This window comes from Curtobacterium sp. AG1037 (assembly GCF_003349855.1).
GTDB classification, from domain to species: Bacteria; Actinomycetota; Actinomycetes; order Actinomycetales; family Microbacteriaceae; genus Curtobacterium; species Curtobacterium citreum.
Genome location: NZ_QQAO01000008.1, coordinates 96,801 through 110,072, shown reverse-complemented (window position 1 = coordinate 110,072; position 13,272 = coordinate 96,801). Strand labels below are relative to the sequence as shown.

At 75.3% G+C, this 13,272-nt stretch carries 16 protein-coding genes and 1 riboswitch; of the genes, 7 read left to right on the top strand and 9 right to left on the bottom strand.

Annotated elements, in window-relative coordinates:
- Positions 1-27: 27 nt before the first annotated feature.
- The gene (locus tag DEU32_RS12540) at positions 28-312 is read right to left on the bottom strand and encodes a hypothetical protein (RefSeq protein ID WP_181819283.1); all 285 of its coding nucleotides are present in this window, start codon (positions 310-312) and stop codon (positions 28-30) included.
- 44 nt (positions 313-356) lie between these two features.
- Between DEU32_RS12540 and DEU32_RS12535 the strand changes: the two genes are divergently transcribed.
- Positions 357-719: an RNA-binding S4 domain-containing protein gene (locus tag DEU32_RS12535; RefSeq protein WP_114850849.1), complete on the top strand. Its 363-nt coding sequence runs from the start codon at positions 357-359 to the stop codon at positions 717-719.
- Positions 720-756: 37 nt separating this feature from the next.
- Here DEU32_RS12535 and DEU32_RS12530 read toward each other — a convergent pair whose 3' ends face one another.
- The 3 genes from DEU32_RS12530 to DEU32_RS12520 all read right to left on the bottom strand — a co-directional run bounded on the left by DEU32_RS12530 (position 757) and on the right by DEU32_RS12520 (position 3,595).
- Positions 757-1,707 (bottom strand): DnaJ domain-containing protein, encoded by a 951-nt coding sequence (locus DEU32_RS12530; RefSeq protein WP_114850848.1) that lies wholly within the window; start codon positions 1,705-1,707, stop codon positions 757-759.
- A 77-nt stretch (positions 1,708-1,784) separates the two neighbouring features.
- Positions 1,785-2,534 carry an aminoglycoside phosphotransferase family protein gene (locus DEU32_RS12525; protein WP_114850847.1) on the bottom strand — a complete coding sequence of 250 codons (750 nt, stop codon included), beginning with the start codon at positions 2,532-2,534 and terminating at the stop codon, positions 1,785-1,787.
- Positions 2,535-2,704: 170 nt separating this feature from the next.
- Entirely contained in the window at positions 2,705-3,595 is an 891-nt protein-coding gene (locus DEU32_RS12520; protein ID WP_114850846.1) for an NUDIX domain-containing protein, read from the bottom strand.
- A gap of 58 nt (positions 3,596-3,653) precedes the next feature.
- Positions 3,654-3,750: riboswitch (TPP riboswitch) on the top strand.
- On the opposite strand from DEU32_RS12520, the gene thiM reads away from it, so the two are divergent.
- From thiM to thiD, 3 genes are all read left to right on the top strand, one after another.
- On the top strand, positions 3,739-4,602 hold the full coding sequence (gene thiM, locus DEU32_RS12515) for a hydroxyethylthiazole kinase (protein ID WP_114850845.1): 864 nt from the start codon (positions 3,739-3,741) through the stop codon (positions 4,600-4,602). Its footprint overlaps the riboswitch before it by 12 nt.
- Complete coding sequence (gene thiE / locus DEU32_RS12510) at positions 4,599-5,339, top strand: thiamine phosphate synthase (RefSeq protein ID WP_114850844.1); 741 nt, start codon at positions 4,599-4,601, stop codon at positions 5,337-5,339. Before thiM ends, thiE begins: the two co-directional genes overlap by 4 nt.
- The gene (gene thiD / locus DEU32_RS12505) at positions 5,336-6,814 is read left to right on the top strand and encodes a bifunctional hydroxymethylpyrimidine kinase/phosphomethylpyrimidine kinase (RefSeq protein ID WP_114850843.1); all 1,479 of its coding nucleotides are present in this window, start codon (positions 5,336-5,338) and stop codon (positions 6,812-6,814) included. The genes thiE and thiD overlap by 4 nt, the downstream gene beginning before the upstream one ends.
- A gap of 38 nt (positions 6,815-6,852) precedes the next feature.
- Here the strand turns inward: thiD and DEU32_RS12500 are convergent, their stop codons facing one another.
- The 4 genes from DEU32_RS12500 to DEU32_RS12485 all read right to left on the bottom strand — a co-directional run bounded on the left by DEU32_RS12500 (position 6,853) and on the right by DEU32_RS12485 (position 8,750).
- Positions 6,853-7,356 (bottom strand): metallophosphoesterase, encoded by a 504-nt coding sequence (locus DEU32_RS12500; RefSeq protein ID WP_114850842.1) that lies wholly within the window; start codon positions 7,354-7,356, stop codon positions 6,853-6,855.
- A complete protein-coding gene (locus tag DEU32_RS12495; protein WP_114850841.1) occupies positions 7,353-7,883 on the bottom strand; it encodes a MarR family winged helix-turn-helix transcriptional regulator in 531 nt (176 codons plus the stop codon). Before DEU32_RS12495 ends, DEU32_RS12500 begins: the two co-directional genes overlap by 4 nt.
- Before the next feature lie 87 nt (positions 7,884-7,970).
- The gene (locus tag DEU32_RS12490; protein ID WP_114850840.1) at positions 7,971-8,432 is read right to left on the bottom strand and encodes a VOC family protein; all 462 of its coding nucleotides are present in this window, start codon (positions 8,430-8,432) and stop codon (positions 7,971-7,973) included.
- A gap of 21 nt (positions 8,433-8,453) precedes the next feature.
- The gene (locus tag DEU32_RS12485) at positions 8,454-8,750 is read right to left on the bottom strand and encodes a GNAT family N-acetyltransferase (protein WP_058743238.1); all 297 of its coding nucleotides are present in this window, start codon (positions 8,748-8,750) and stop codon (positions 8,454-8,456) included.
- A gap of 61 nt (positions 8,751-8,811) precedes the next feature.
- Here DEU32_RS12485 and DEU32_RS12480 point away from each other — a divergent pair, with 61 nt between their 5' ends.
- Both DEU32_RS12480 and DEU32_RS12475 read left to right on the top strand, forming a co-directional pair.
- Complete coding sequence (locus DEU32_RS12480) at positions 8,812-9,498, top strand: NADPH-dependent F420 reductase (RefSeq protein ID WP_258554866.1); 687 nt, start codon at positions 8,812-8,814, stop codon at positions 9,496-9,498.
- Positions 9,499-9,600: 102 nt separating this feature from the next.
- Positions 9,601-10,746, top strand: a complete 1,146-nt coding sequence (locus DEU32_RS12475) for a hypothetical protein (RefSeq protein WP_114850838.1) — start codon at positions 9,601-9,603, stop codon at positions 10,744-10,746.
- Positions 10,747-10,756: 10 nt separating this feature from the next.
- Here DEU32_RS12475 and DEU32_RS12470 read toward each other — a convergent pair whose 3' ends face one another.
- Positions 10,757-11,614, bottom strand: a complete 858-nt coding sequence (locus DEU32_RS12470; protein WP_058743356.1) for a LysR substrate-binding domain-containing protein — start codon at positions 11,612-11,614, stop codon at positions 10,757-10,759.
- 155 nt (positions 11,615-11,769) lie between these two features.
- Between DEU32_RS12470 and DEU32_RS12465 the strand changes: the two genes are divergently transcribed.
- Positions 11,770-13,095, top strand: a complete 1,326-nt coding sequence (locus DEU32_RS12465; RefSeq protein ID WP_114850837.1) for an MFS transporter — start codon at positions 11,770-11,772, stop codon at positions 13,093-13,095.
- Positions 13,096-13,272 lie beyond the last annotated feature (177 nt).

Sequence of the window (13,272 nt, the reverse complement as noted above, 5' to 3'; positions counted from 1 at the left end):
CGCGGCGCGGGCGGTCCCGGCGCGGGGTCAGGTGCGGCGGGGGCGTGGCGCCGGGGGCGGCGGGACGGACTTCGCGGCGACGACGACGTCCAGGGGCACGACGACGGTGCCGCGGCGGGTCGCGATCGACACCGTCGTCGGGGTGCGGGCGACGAGCTCGCCGAGGGCGTCCCGCGCGCCGTCGCCGTGGTGTGCCCGGACGACGAGCCGGTCCCCGGGTGCGGCGGCGGCGAGGACCGCGAGGGCGCGGGCCCGGGCGAGCGCGGCGGGCTCGGACCGCGTGGACGCGTCGGGTTCGTCGGGCTGGGGCACGGCTGCGAGCCTAGGCCGCGGGGTCGGCCGCGTAGGCTGGTCCGGTGGAGAAGGCACGCGTGGACAGCTGGATCTGGGCGGTGCGGATCACGAAGACCCGCTCGGCCGCGACCGCCGCGTGCAAGGCCGGGCACGTCCGGGTGAACGGCGAGCGGGCCAAGGCCGCGCAGCCGGTCGCCCCCGGGGACGAGGTGCGCGTCCGGCAGAACGGCTTCGACCGGATCGTGGTCGTCCGCGGCATCATCCTGAAGCGGACGAGCGCCCCGGAGGCCGCGAAGCACTTCGAGGACCGCACACCGCCGCGGCTCCCCCGCGAGGAGGCCGGCTTCGTCCCGACCCGTGAGCGCGGTGCCGGTCGCCCGAGCAAGCGGGAGCGCCGGGACCTGGAGAAGCTCCGCGGGTACTGAGCCGGTCCGGGTCCGCTCCGCGGGTACCGAGCGTGGGTCAGACGAAGCGGACGGTCTGCTGCAGCTGGTCGCGCACGGCGAAGACGTCGACGTTGCCCTCCGGGGACCACACGCCGATCAGGACCTGCCGGAGCGCGCTGCGGCGGACCACGAAGGCCGCCGGCTTCCGCGCGGGCCCGACGACCTGCACGTCCTCGTCCACCGCGGAGTCGGGCACGACCAGGAGCCGCCCGGTGAACCGGACGCGCGTCTGCTTCTGCACCGCACGGGCCGCCCGGACCAGCTCCTTGACCGGGCGCTCCCCCGGCGCCAGGGTCTCGCCGGTGACCTCGCCGTGCTCGATGCGGACGGAGCCGCCCCAGTCGATCGACTCGACGGCCCAGAGCCCCGTGGTGGTGAGGACGGCGTGGTCGAGCTTGCCCTCGGCTCCGGCGTCCAGGTCGTGCCACACGGTCACGCCGATGCCCATGTCCGCCACGATCGACGCGGTCGCCTCCTCTGCCAGGGCCTCACCGAGCAGGCGTCGGACGTGCCGGGGAGCCGAACGGACGAGCACGGGGTCGTAGGGGTCGTCGATCGGGTCGCCGAGTCCGACCCACTCGCGCTCGGCCTGCAGGAAGACCTCGCGGGACCGGCCACCGGGGTGGCCGTGCGACCGGGCGCGCGGACGGGAGTCACGACGGGCGGCCGGCGGCGCGTACGCGTCGCGGCCGGGGTCGCTCCGCCAGCTCGACGACCCGGACGGCCCGCTCGTACCGGCGGACCCCGACGTCGCCCGGGACCCGGCGTCGTACGCACGACGGGCGGCGGGGGTACCGATGCGCTCCCACGCGACCTGGACCTGCCGGAAGCGCCGGGCGTCCCCGCCCAGGTCGGGGTGGGACTCGCGGGCGGCCCGGCGGTAGGCGCGACGGAGCTCGTCGTCGTCGGCGGTGGGGAGGACGCCGAGCACCTCGTACGGGGTGGCGTCGGCCGGGCTGTCGGTCATGGCCTCCCGACGCTACCGGACGATCCGTCGGAGTCCGCCGCGTGCGGGCTGCACGCTGCCTGGGCGCGGTCCGTCCGTCAGAGCGCGGTGACCGCCTGGTGGATCGCGTCGGCGTTCGCCTCGATGTACGCCACGTCGGCCCGGTAGAGCTCGGCGTGGCCGTGTTCCAGGTCGCTGATGAACTTCGGGTTGCCGGCGGCGGCCTCGGTCTCCATGGTCGTCACGAGGGCGACGAGCGAGGCGGTCATCGTCTCGACGAGCACCCCGCGGGACCGGTCGTCGAGCGCGTAGGCGCGGCAGAACTCCGCGGCGCGTTCGAGTCGCTCGTCGAGGGTCGGCGCCGTGCTGCCCTCGACCTGCCCGGTGGTGAACGGGGCGAACCGGTACACCGCGCTCGCCACGTCCCACACCCGCGGACCGGGGTGCGCGGTGTCGAAGTCGATGAGCCCGACCGCCGCGATGCCGTCGTAGACGCAGTTGTACGGCGCGAAGTCGCCGTGCACGACCGTCTCGACCGGCAGGCGCTCGGCCTGCGACCACACGTCGGTCGTGCTGCGCGGGTACGTGGCCGCGGCGTCGTGGTAATGCCGGAGCAGGCGGGCGGAGGTGACGAGCGCCGCCTCGCCCGCGATCTCGGCGCTCCACGGGTAGTTGCCCGCGACGCCGGGCACGAAGGTGACCGTCTCGAGCGCGTCGCCGATGGCGATGGGCTCGGGCGCCGCGACGAAGCCCTGCTCGTGCAGGTGCGTGAGCAGCTGGTGCACCGTCGGCGTCCAGGGCCCGGCTGGGCGGTGGACGCGGTCGTCGGCTCTCGTGACACGCTCCATCGTGACCTCCTGTCGGCACGTCTCCGTCGACGTGGGCGCCAGCGTATCGGCACCGAGGCCGGTCCGTCACGGTCCGGTCACGATGCGCGTCGGACGGCGCCCCCGAGCCGGAGCCCGGCAGCCCCGGAGCCCGGAGCCCGGCGACACTGGAACCGGAGCCCGGTGGTCGCTCAGCCCTGCTCGCGGAACCACCCGGGACCACGGACCTCGGCCCCGAGCGCACCGACGCGGTCCCGCAGCTCGCGGTCCGCCGTGACGACCACGACGGGTGCGCCGCCGGCATCCACCGCGGCCGCCGTCGCCGCGACCACGGCGTCGTCCCCGGAACCATCGGCCCGCACCACGGCCACGTCGGCACCGGGGTCGTCCGCACCGCGCGCGGTGCCCTCGAGCACCACGGTCCAGCGTGGCCACCACCGGTCGAACCCGAGCCCGAGGGCGTCGGCGGGCAGCCCGGCCGCGGCGAGCGCCGACACGGACGCCAGCAGTCGCGACGCGGCCCCGGCGCGGTCCTTCCACCAGCCGTCGGGCACGCTGCCGACGACGTTCGCGGCGTCGACGACGACGTGCGGGGTGGTCGTGATGGCATCGCGGAGCGCCGGCCAGGAGGCGCCGAAGCCCGGGTGCAGCGGCAGGTCGACGACCTGGTCGAGCGGGATCCAGGACAGCGCGAGGCTCTCGCGGTCCGCGATCACCGGGTCGAACGGCCGGGAGGCGCGGCCCACCACGGTCGTGTAGGTCCAGAACCCGAGGTCGAGGACGGCCGTGTGGCGCAGGTCGACGCCGTCCTCGGGCACCCCGGCCTCCTCCGCGGACTCGCGGAGCGCGCCGGTGACGGCGTCCTCGCCCTGGTGCCGGGCGCCGCCGGGGATGCCCCAGGTGCCCCCGTGGTGGCTCCACTCGACGCGGTGCTGCAGGAGCACGCGGCCGTGGCCGTCGTCGACGAGCAGGCCGGCGGCGCCGAAGCGGCCCCACGCCTTCGTCCCGTCGGGTCCGACCGCCCATGCGTCGCCGGGGTCGCGCGGACCGGGCGGGGGTCCGGGAGGCGTCGGAGCTGGCACCCGTCAAGCCTGGCACACGGGCCCCCGCGATGACTGCGGACGGCTCGTGTACCGTGTGCCCCGAGACACGGGGTGCCGCCACGGGGCGGCTGAGATCACACCCGTCGAACCTGCTCGAGCTCGTACTCGCGAAGGGATCGTCCATGGAGAACGCTGCGCCCTCCCCTGCCTGGGCCCACCGCACCGCCGACCTGCTGGAGGCCGTCCGGGCCCGCTCGCCGCTCGTGCAGTGCATCACGAACACCGTCGTGCAGAACGTCACGGCGAACGTCCTGCTGGCCCTCGGTGCCTCGGCCGCGATGGTCGACGTCACGACCGAGGCCGGCCCGTTCGCCCGGGTCGCCGACGCCCTGCTGGTGAACACCGGCACCCCGCACGCCGAGCCGCGTGCCGCGTCCGTCGAGGCCGCGACCGCCGCCGTCGAGGCGGGTACCCCGTGGGTCCTCGACCCGGTCGCCGTCGGCTCGCTCCCGGTGCGCACCGCGCTGGCGCACGAGCTCCTGGCCCTGCGCCCCACGGTGCTGCGCGGCAACGCCTCCGAGGTCCTCGCCGTGCTCGGCGCGAGCACCGGCGGGCGCGGCGTGGACAGCACGGTCGGCCCAGACGACGCGCGTGCGGCGGCCGTCGGGGCGTCGGACGGGAGGATCGTGGGCGCGCTGGCCGTGTCCGGTGCGGTCGACCTCGTGGTCGCGCCCGACACCGGCGTGGTGCGGGTGGCGAACGGGACGGAGCTCCTGACGCGGATCACGGGCGGCGGGTGCGCGCTCGGTGCGGTCGTCGCGGCCTTCACGGCGGTCACCCCGGACGACCCCGGGGCCGCGGCGGTCGCGGCGACGGCGGTGCACACGATCGCCGCCGAGACCGCGGCGGCGGACGCCGGTGGCCCGGGGACGTTCCAGCCGCTGTTCCTGGACCGGCTGGCGTCCCTCACCCCGGAGGACGTCGTCCGCACCGCCCGGATCACCGTCGAACCCCGGACGACCGCCCTGCGGGGGGTCGGCGCGTGACCGCGGACGTGGGCGTCTACCTGGTGACCGACCCCGTGCTGTGCGACCGGCACGGCCTCGGCGTGCTCGCGGTCGTCCGAGCGGCGGTGCACGGCGGCGTGCGGATCGTGCAGGTCCGCGACAAGACGGCGTCGGCCCGGGACCTGCTCGCCCTGACCGCGGCGGTCGCGGACGCGGTGGGCGACCGTGCGACGGTCGTGGTGGACGACCGGCTCGACGTGGCCCTGGCGGCGCGGCACGCCGGGCACGCCGTCGCCGGGGTGCACCTCGGCCAGTCGGACGTCCCCGTGACGGCGGCGCGTGCCCTGCTCGGTGCGGATGCCCACGTCGGGCTGACCGCGAACACGCCGGAGCACCTGGCGGCCGTGGACCGGCTCCTCCGCGGGACGGTGGACCTGCTCGGGGTCGGCGTCGTGCACCCGACGACGACGAAGCCGGACCACCCGCCGGCGCTCGGGCACGACGGGTTCGCCCGGATCGCCGCGGCCACGGACCTGCCGTGCGTGGCGATCGGCGGGGTCGGCCCGGACGACGTCGCACCGCTCCGGGCCGCCGGCGCCGCCGGCGTCGCGGTGGTCTCCGGGATCTGCGCGGCGCCGGACCCGGCTGCGGCCGCCGCCGCGCTCGTCGCGGCCTGGGACGCCGCCGGAACCGGCCACGGGGCGGACCGGACGGACGACGGCGGGGGTGGGGCGCGCCTCCAGGCCGGTCGACCGGACCACGGGGCGGACGCGTGACCGGGGGTGTGCCCCGCGTGCTGAGCATCGCGGGGACGGACCCGACGGGCGGGGCCGGCGTGCAGGCGGACCTCAAGGCGATCGCTGCGCACGACGGGTACGGCATGGCGGTCGTGACCGCGCTCGTCGCACAGAACACGCACGGCGTGCGGTCGGTGCACGTGCCGGACCCGGCGTTCCTGCGGGAGCAGCTCGACGCGGTGTCCGACGACGTGACGGTGGACGCGGTGAAGACGGGCATGCTCGGCACCGCGGCGGTCGTCCGCGAGGTCACGGCGTGGCTCCGGGCGCACCGGCCGCCGGTCGTCGTGGTCGATCCGGTGATGGTGGCGACGAGCGGCGACCGGCTGCTCGACGCGGACGCGGTCGAGGCGGTCCGGGAGCTCGTCGGGCTCGCCGACCTGGTGACGCCGAACCGGGCGGAACTCGCGGTGCTGGCGGAGCTGGCAGCGGGCGCGTCGGACGGAGGGAGTGCCGTGGACGTCGACGATCCGGCCCTGCTCGTCGCACGGAGGTGGGACGTGCGGGTCCTGGCGAAGGGCGGCCACGACGGCGGGGCCACGGCGGACGACGAGCTCGTGGAGCCCTCGGGCGCGCGGCGGACGTTCTCGGCGCCGCGGGTCGCGACGACGAACACGCACGGCACGGGGTGCTCGCTGTCGAGCGCGATCGCGACGCTCGTGGTGCGGACGGGCGACTGGGAGCTCGCGGTCGGCGAGGCGAAGGCCTGGCTCGGCGCCGCACTGGCCGGGGCGGACGACCTGCACGTGGGGAGCGGGAACGGACCGGTCGACCACGGTGCCGCCGTCCGGGCGCTCCTGCCGCCGGTGCGGTGGACGGACCGGTGGTGGACGGACGTCGCCGGGGTGCTCGAGGAGACCCTCGCGACGCCGTTCCTGGTGGGGCTGCGGGACGGGACGCTGTCGGCGGAGGTCTTCGCGGGGTACCTCGCGCAGGACGTGCACTACCTGCGGGCGTACCAGGGGCACCTGTCGGCGCTGGCCGCGGCGGCTGCGGCGTCCGCGTCGTCGGCGGCTGCGGCGTCGGACGAGGCGGCGTTCTGGGCGGGGGCCGCGCAGGGGTGTGCGGACGAAGCGCGGGACCTGCACCACCGCCGGCTCGCGGGTTCTCGCGCGGACGACCCCGTGCACCCGGTGTGCGCCGGGTACCTCGCGCACCTGCAGCGGGCGGCGGACACCGGCTCGGCGGCGGTCCTGGCGGCCGCGGTGCTGCCGTGCTTCCGGGTCTACGCCTGGGTCGGGACGCAGCTCGGCCGGGCGCCCGAGGGACACCTGTTCGGCGACTGGCTCGGCGCCTACGGGGACCCGGGGTTCGCGGCGGCCTCGGCGGCGGCGACAGACTGGGTCGAGCGCCACGCGGCCGCGGCGAGCGCCGAGGAGCGCGGTCGGATGACGGCGGCGTTCCGGGCGTCGACGGCCTGGGAGCTGGCGTTCTTCCGGATGCCGACGGACTGACACGGGGCGCGTGCCCCGGGGCGGGCGCGCGCCCGGGGTCAGCGCGGGGGCAGACGGACGAGCTCGACGGTCAGGTCGCGGCCCGAGGCCTCGCCGCGCATCCACGTGTGGTCGGGCTGGCGGCGGCGGTCCGTCGGCGATCCCGGGTTGAGCAGCCGCATGCCCGACGGGGCGACGGTGTCCCACGGGATGTGCGAGTGCCCGAACACGAGCACGTCGGTGTCCGGGTGGTCCCGGTCCGCCCGGCGCTCCCGACCGGTCGCGGCCCCGGTCTCGTGCACGACCGCCCAGCGCAGGTCCTCGACCAGCAGGTGCGCGACGAGGGGCAGCCGGTCGTCGAACTCGGGACCGTCGTTGTTGCCCCGGACGCCCGCGAAGCGCCGGGAGCGTGCCTGCACGGCGTCGACGGTGGCCAGGTCGACCCAGTCCCCCGCGTGCACCACGAGGTCCGCGGCGTCGATGTCCGCCCAGAGCCCGGCGGGCAGGTCCTTCGCGCGCTTCGGCAGGTGCGTGTCGGACAGCAGGACGAACGACGTCGTCACGGGGCCGTGCGACCGGGCATCGGCAGGCCGGCCTCGTCCGCGGCGCCGAGCCGCTCGAGCAGCCCGGCGAGCAGGGCGACGTCGTCGTCGGACCACTCGGCGAGCCGTTCCTCGAGGGCGCTGCGGTGCATCCGGACCGACCGGTCGAGTGCGGCGCGACCGGCGTCGGTGGCCTCGAGTGGCTTGGCGTTGCCGGACCCGCCGTCGGTCGTGCGGACGAGCCCGGCGGCGAGCAGCCCGGACAGCTGCCGCGAGATCGTCGAGCGGTTGAGCCGCAGGTACCGGGCGATGTCGATGGCCATGCAGCCGGGGTGCTGCACGACGAAGTCGACGAGGGACTGGTCGACGACGCTCAGTGCCTCGTCGTCACCGCGGGCGCGGATGCTCGCGCGCCGGGTGATCCGGGAGAGTTCCGTGTACGCGCGGCCGATGTCGCTGTTCCGGACGTCGCTGTTCCGGACGTCGCCGTTCCGGAGGTCTCCGTCGCGGACGTCTCCGTCCCGCACGTCGGAGCTCGGGCTGCTCATCTCGGTCTCCAGCCTCTCGCGGGGGTGCGCCGTCCGTCGGCGCCGATCGGTCCCGCCACCATACCGGCGGGTACGTGCGGGGCGTCCTCAGTGACCCGCCGCCGCGGCCCGGAGTGCGGGGATGTCGAGTTTGACCATCTCCTGCATCGCCGCGAAGACCCGGGCGTTCGCGTCCGGGTCGCCGCTGCCGGTCATGAGCTCCCCCATCATCGACGGGGTCACCTGCCACGACAGGCCCCAGCGGTCCCGGAGCCAGCCGCACGCGACGGGCTCGCCGCCGTCCGCGAGCAGCGCGTCCCAGACACGGTCGAGTTCGTCCTGCGTGTCGACGTCGACCTGGAACGACACCGCGTCGGTGTGCGGGTGGCCGGGTCCGCCGTTCATCGCGCGGTACTGCTGCCCGAGGAGCGTGAACTCGACGACCAGTGCGGACCCGTCGGGCATCCGCGCGACGCTGTCGACGCGGCTGTCCTCGAACAGGCTCGTGTAGTACCGCGCCGCGGGCTCGGCCTGGTCGTCGTACCAGAGGAACGGGGTGATCGTCGGCATCGTCGCCTCCGGGTGGTGGGGTCAGTCCGCAGCGCCGCGGCTGAGCAGGTCGGCCTTCTCGGGGTGCTCGTCGAACCACTTCGCGACGAACCAGCACATCGGGACGATGCGCTTCGTGGTGGTGGCCTCGACGTCCGCGACGGCGTGCTCGACGAGCTGCGCCGCGTACCCGTGGCCGCGGTGCTTCGGCACTGTGTAGGTGTGCGGGAACGACACCGCGTCGTCGGTCGCGCGGCGGTCGAGCACGCTGACGAGCTCGCCGTCGACGTACATCGCGTAGCGGTCGCGGTCGGCTTCGTCGCGGAACTCGTGGGCCATGCGGCCATCATGCACCCGGCCGTGACTCGCCGTCCCACCCGGCCGGGACGGGCCACGCACTGTGCGGGAATGCGCCGCCACACGCGGTGTTGCAGCTCGCATGACCACCATCGGCATCATCGGAGCAGGCAACATCGGATCCCAGCTCGCACGTCTCGCGGTGCAGCACGGCCACCAGGTCGTGATCGCGAACTCGCGCGGACCGGAGACGCTGCAGGACCTCGTCGCGGAACTCGGCGACGGCGCGCGTGCGGCGACCCGTGACGAGGCGGCGGCCGCCGGCGACATCGTCGTCGTGACCACCCCGCTCGCCGCGATCGAGACCATCCCCGTCGAACCCCTCGTCGGCAAGGTCGTCATCGACACGAACAACTACTACCCGCAGCGCGACGGCCACATCGCGGCCCTCGACGACGAGACCACCACGACCGCCGAGCTCCTGCAGGACCACCTGCCCGGCGCCCGCGTCGTGAAGGCCTTCAACCACATCGCCGCGACGGCCCTCACCGACGAGGCCCAGCCCGCCGGCACCGCGGACCGCCGCGCCCTGGTCGTCGCCGGTGACGACGAGGACGCCAAGGCCGTCGTGTCGGAGCTCATCGACTCGTTCGGCTTCGACGTCGTCGACGCCGGGCCGCTCGCCGAGGGCTGGCGCATCCAGCGGGACACCCCCGGGTACGTCACGCGGTACACGGCCGACGAGCTGCGCGGCAAGCTCGCCGAGGCGAAGCGCTACCGCGACATGTGATCCCCACTCGGCGCAGCCCCGCGTCCCCGGAACTGGGGCTGCGCCGAGCTCCATGCAGACGGATAGAACTGACGATGGATCAGCACGGACGAGGGAGCACCAGTGGCGTCGCACCGCATGCCGGACCGGGACCGGCCGCGCCGACCGGTCCCCGCCTGGGTCACCGCGCCGCCGCACGCTGCGGTCACGACCGTGGTCGCGGACCCCGGCCTGGAGGCACACCCCGCCCCCGCCGTCGCGTCGCACCTGTCCGAGCGGGTCGCCACCACGGCAGCCGCTGCGGAACTCCCGCCCGCAGCGGTCGCGAGCGCTGAGCCCGGACCCGTCACGCACCTGCCGTCGCCGGAGGACGTCGTCGTCCCCGACTTCCCGCCAGAGCAGGACCTCCTGCCGCCGGCCCCGACCTCGCCCGCCGTGCAGGTCCCGAACACCGACGCGGTCCCGGTGTCCCCGACGGCCGTCGCCCCCACGTCGACCCCGGCACCGACCGTCGCCGCCCCGCTGCCGGCGCCGCCCGCGCCGGTGCAGCCCGCCGTCCCCGAGGTCGGGCAACCGCGCTTCTCGGTGCCCGGGCTCGAGCACGTCGTGGTCGAGGGCACGGAGCCGGAGCCCTCCGGGCCGATCGGCTACCGGACCCCCGCACGTTTCGCCCGACAGCAGGCACCGCTGCCCGCGGCCACCCCGCCGTCCGACGCGGCGACCCGGGCGTTCGACGCGATCATCACGCCCGCCGCACCGACCCCGGCTCCGGCTGCCGCGCCCGCTGCGCCTGCACCAGCCACGGCGACCGGACCCGCCACCGACGCCACCCACCGGACGCAGGAGCTGCCGCGACCCGACCGTGCGACGGCCGCGAGCGGACGTGCCGGACGGGCACCGCGCCTCCAGGCCGGATCGGCGACCACGCGGACCGACCGCCGGCCCGCCGTCGGCCCCACCCCGGGAGCGGCGCTCGGTGCCCTGACCGGGATCGCGACGCTCGCGCTGGCGGCCTGGTGGTTCACCGCGCCGGCGAGCGTGCACGCGACCGGACTCGCGCTCGGGGTCGTGGCGCTGCTGCTCTCGGCGACCGTCCTGCGGGACCGGACGGCGACGTGGCAGCGGCCGCTCGCGCTCCTCGGCGCCGCGCTCGGCGGGGTCGGGACCCTCGTGCTGCTGTGGGCGGTCGCGACCGCGGTCCTGCCGCTCGCCGGCGTGACGCTGCCGGACCTGACCGGCACGGGCGCGACGACGACGCTCGCCCCGTAGGGGCACCGGGTCAGACCGCGCGGACGACCCCGCGCGAGGTGATCGCGTTCGTCAGGGCGTCGATCGGCTCGCGCTGCACCGTCGGGTTCGCGATCAGGACGTAGTCGACGGCCGGCAGGTCCGGCAGCGACAGGCGCTGCGACACCTTCACGAGGTCCGCGGGGATGAGCGAGTGTGGGAAGACCGCGACCCCGATCCCGGCCCGGACCGCCGCGAGGACCCCGTTGACGTCCCGCGTGTTGCAGGTGATCCGCCAGGTGCGGCCGGCGGCCTCGAGCGCGTCGATCGCCATCTGCCGGCTGATGCTCGGCGCCTGGTAGGCGATGAGCGGCACCGGCTCGCCGGGTTCGAGGGCGATGCCGTCCTGCGCCATCCACACCATCTGGTCCGTCGCGACGCGGGTGCCCTCGGCGGACTCCCCCGCGGTCTGCTTGATGAAGACCAGGTCGAGCTGTCCGGCGTGCACGCGCCGCAGGAGCGGTGCGGACTGGTTCACCGTGAGCTCGAGGTTCACCTGCGGGTGCAGGCGTCGGAAGTCCCGCAGGATCCGCGGCAGCTGGGTGATCGCGAGGTCGTCCGCCGCGCCGAACCGGAGCCGTCCGCGGGTGGCGGCACCGGAGAAGTACGCGTCGGCGGTGGCGTGCGCGGCGAGGATCGTCCGCGCGAACCCCGCCATCGCGTCCCCGTTGTCGGTGAGCGCGACGCCGCGGGTGTCCCGGGCGACCAGGGTCCGGGCGACCGCGGTCTCGAGGCGACGGACGTGCTGCGAGACCGTCGGCTGGCTGATCCCGAGACGCTGCCCGGCGAGCGTGAAGCTGCCGGTCTCGGCGACGGCCAGGAAGGTGCGCAGCAGGACGGGGTCGAGCATCGGTGCTCCTCGGGGGCCTGACTGATCGCGTTCGGCTCATTGCGTTCCGCAATGGAGTGATAGCCACCATACGGGAGCCGAATGGCCCGGGTGGAACTAGTTTCGAGTGGGTACCGACCATCCGTCCGCCCGCGACGATCCGGAGCCCCACCACCGTGAGTGCGTCATCGACGACCCTCCCCCCACCCACCGAACCCCTCCCGATCCAGGCCGAACGCCCGCCGTGGCGCCACACCCTCATCGCGCTCTCCGTCCCGAACTTCCGCCTGTTCACGGCGACGAACCTCGTGGCGATGACCGCGGGGTGGATGCAGCGCATCGCGCAGGACTGGCTCGTCCTGCAGCTGACCGGCTCGGTGGCGCAGGTCGGCATCACGGTGGCGTGCCAGTTCGCCCCGATGCTGCTGTTCGGGCTCTGGGGCGGGGTGCTCGTCGACCGGTTCTCGAAGCGGGCGCTGATGATGCTGACGCAGGGCGCGTTCGCGGTGCTCTCCACCCTGCTCGCCGTGCTCACCCTGACCGGCGTCGTGCAGGCGTGGCACATCTGGGTGATCGCGTTCCTGGTCGGCATGGTGACCGTGATCGACAACCCGGCGCGCCAGGTGTTCGTCACCGAGATCGTCGGCCACCAGCACCTGCGCAACGCGATCAGCGTGAACTCGAGCGTGTTCCAGCTCGGCGGCATGATCGGCCCGGCGCTCTCCGGCGCCCTGCTCGTCGCGGTCGGTGCGGGGTGGTCCTTCGGCGTCAACGCGGTCGCGTGCGTGGCCGTCGTCGTGACCCTCGGGTTCCTGCGGGCGTCGGAGCTGCACCGCACCCCGCCGGCACCGCGGACGAAGGGGCAGCTCGTCGAGGGGCTGCGCTACGCCGTCCGGAAGCCCACGATCCTGGTACCGGTCGTCCTGATGGTGTTCTTCTCGGTCTTCGCGCTGACCATGCCCGTGCTGCTGTCGGCCTTCGCGTCGCAGGTGTACGACGTCGGCGCGGGCGGCTACGGCCTGTTCAACTCCGCCGTCGCGGTCGGTGCCCTGGCCGGTGCGCTGCTGTCCACGCGTCGGGCGACCGTCCGGCTCCGCACGATCGTCGGCGGGGTGTTCTGGACCGGCGTGCTGCTCGTGGTGTCCGGGTCGATCCCGGTCATCGCGCCGTTCACCGTCGCCCTGCTCGCGGTCGGGATGTCGCAGCTGCTGTTCATGACGGCGTCGAACTCGCTCGTGCAGCTGTCGTCGAACGTCGCGATCCGCGGCCGGGTGATGTCGCTCTACGTCCTGGTGCTCCTGGGCGGCCAGGCGATCGGCGGTCCGCTCATGGGCCAGGTCGTCGACCACTTCGGGGCCCACGTCGGCATGGTCGTCGCCGGGGGCGTCCCGGCGGTGGCGGCCGCGGTGGTCGGGCTCGTGCTCGCCCGGCGGGGTGGGCTGCACCTGGCGGTGCGGATGCGACACCACCTGCCGCTGCCCGCGATCGTCGGGCAGCGGTAGGGCGCGCGGCGCGCGCACGGGCGTTCCGCACAACGGGAAGCACGCCGCGCCACGTGATCGCGTGGCGCGGCGTGCTTCCGGTTGTGCGCGAACAGCACGCACCACCCGCCGGACGGGAGGCACGGGGCACGGCCGCCACGCGCCTCCAGGCCGCCGCGTGGTCGGGTCGCGCGCACG

Coding starts and splice junctions, on each gene's coding strand:
- DEU32_RS12530 (WP_114850848.1), bottom strand. CDS start 1,707: ATGACCGACAGCCCGGCCGACGCCACCCCGTACGAGGTGCTCGGCGTC.
- DEU32_RS12495 (WP_114850841.1), bottom strand. CDS start 7,883: ATGAGCAGCCCGAGCTCCGACGTGCGGGACGGAGACGTCCGCGACGGA.
- DEU32_RS12525 (WP_114850847.1), bottom strand. CDS start 2,534: ATGGAGCGTGTCACGAGAGCCGACGACCGCGTCCACCGCCCAGCCGGG.
- DEU32_RS12485 (WP_058743238.1), bottom strand. CDS start 8,750: ATGGCCCACGAGTTCCGCGACGAAGCCGACCGCGACCGCTACGCGATG.
- DEU32_RS12470 (WP_058743356.1), bottom strand. CDS start 11,614: ATGCTCGACCCCGTCCTGCTGCGCACCTTCCTGGCCGTCGCCGAGACC.
- DEU32_RS12490 (WP_114850840.1), bottom strand. CDS start 8,432: ATGCCGACGATCACCCCGTTCCTCTGGTACGACGACCAGGCCGAGCCC.
- thiM (WP_114850845.1), top strand. CDS start 3,739: ATGGAGAACGCTGCGCCCTCCCCTGCCTGGGCCCACCGCACCGCCGAC.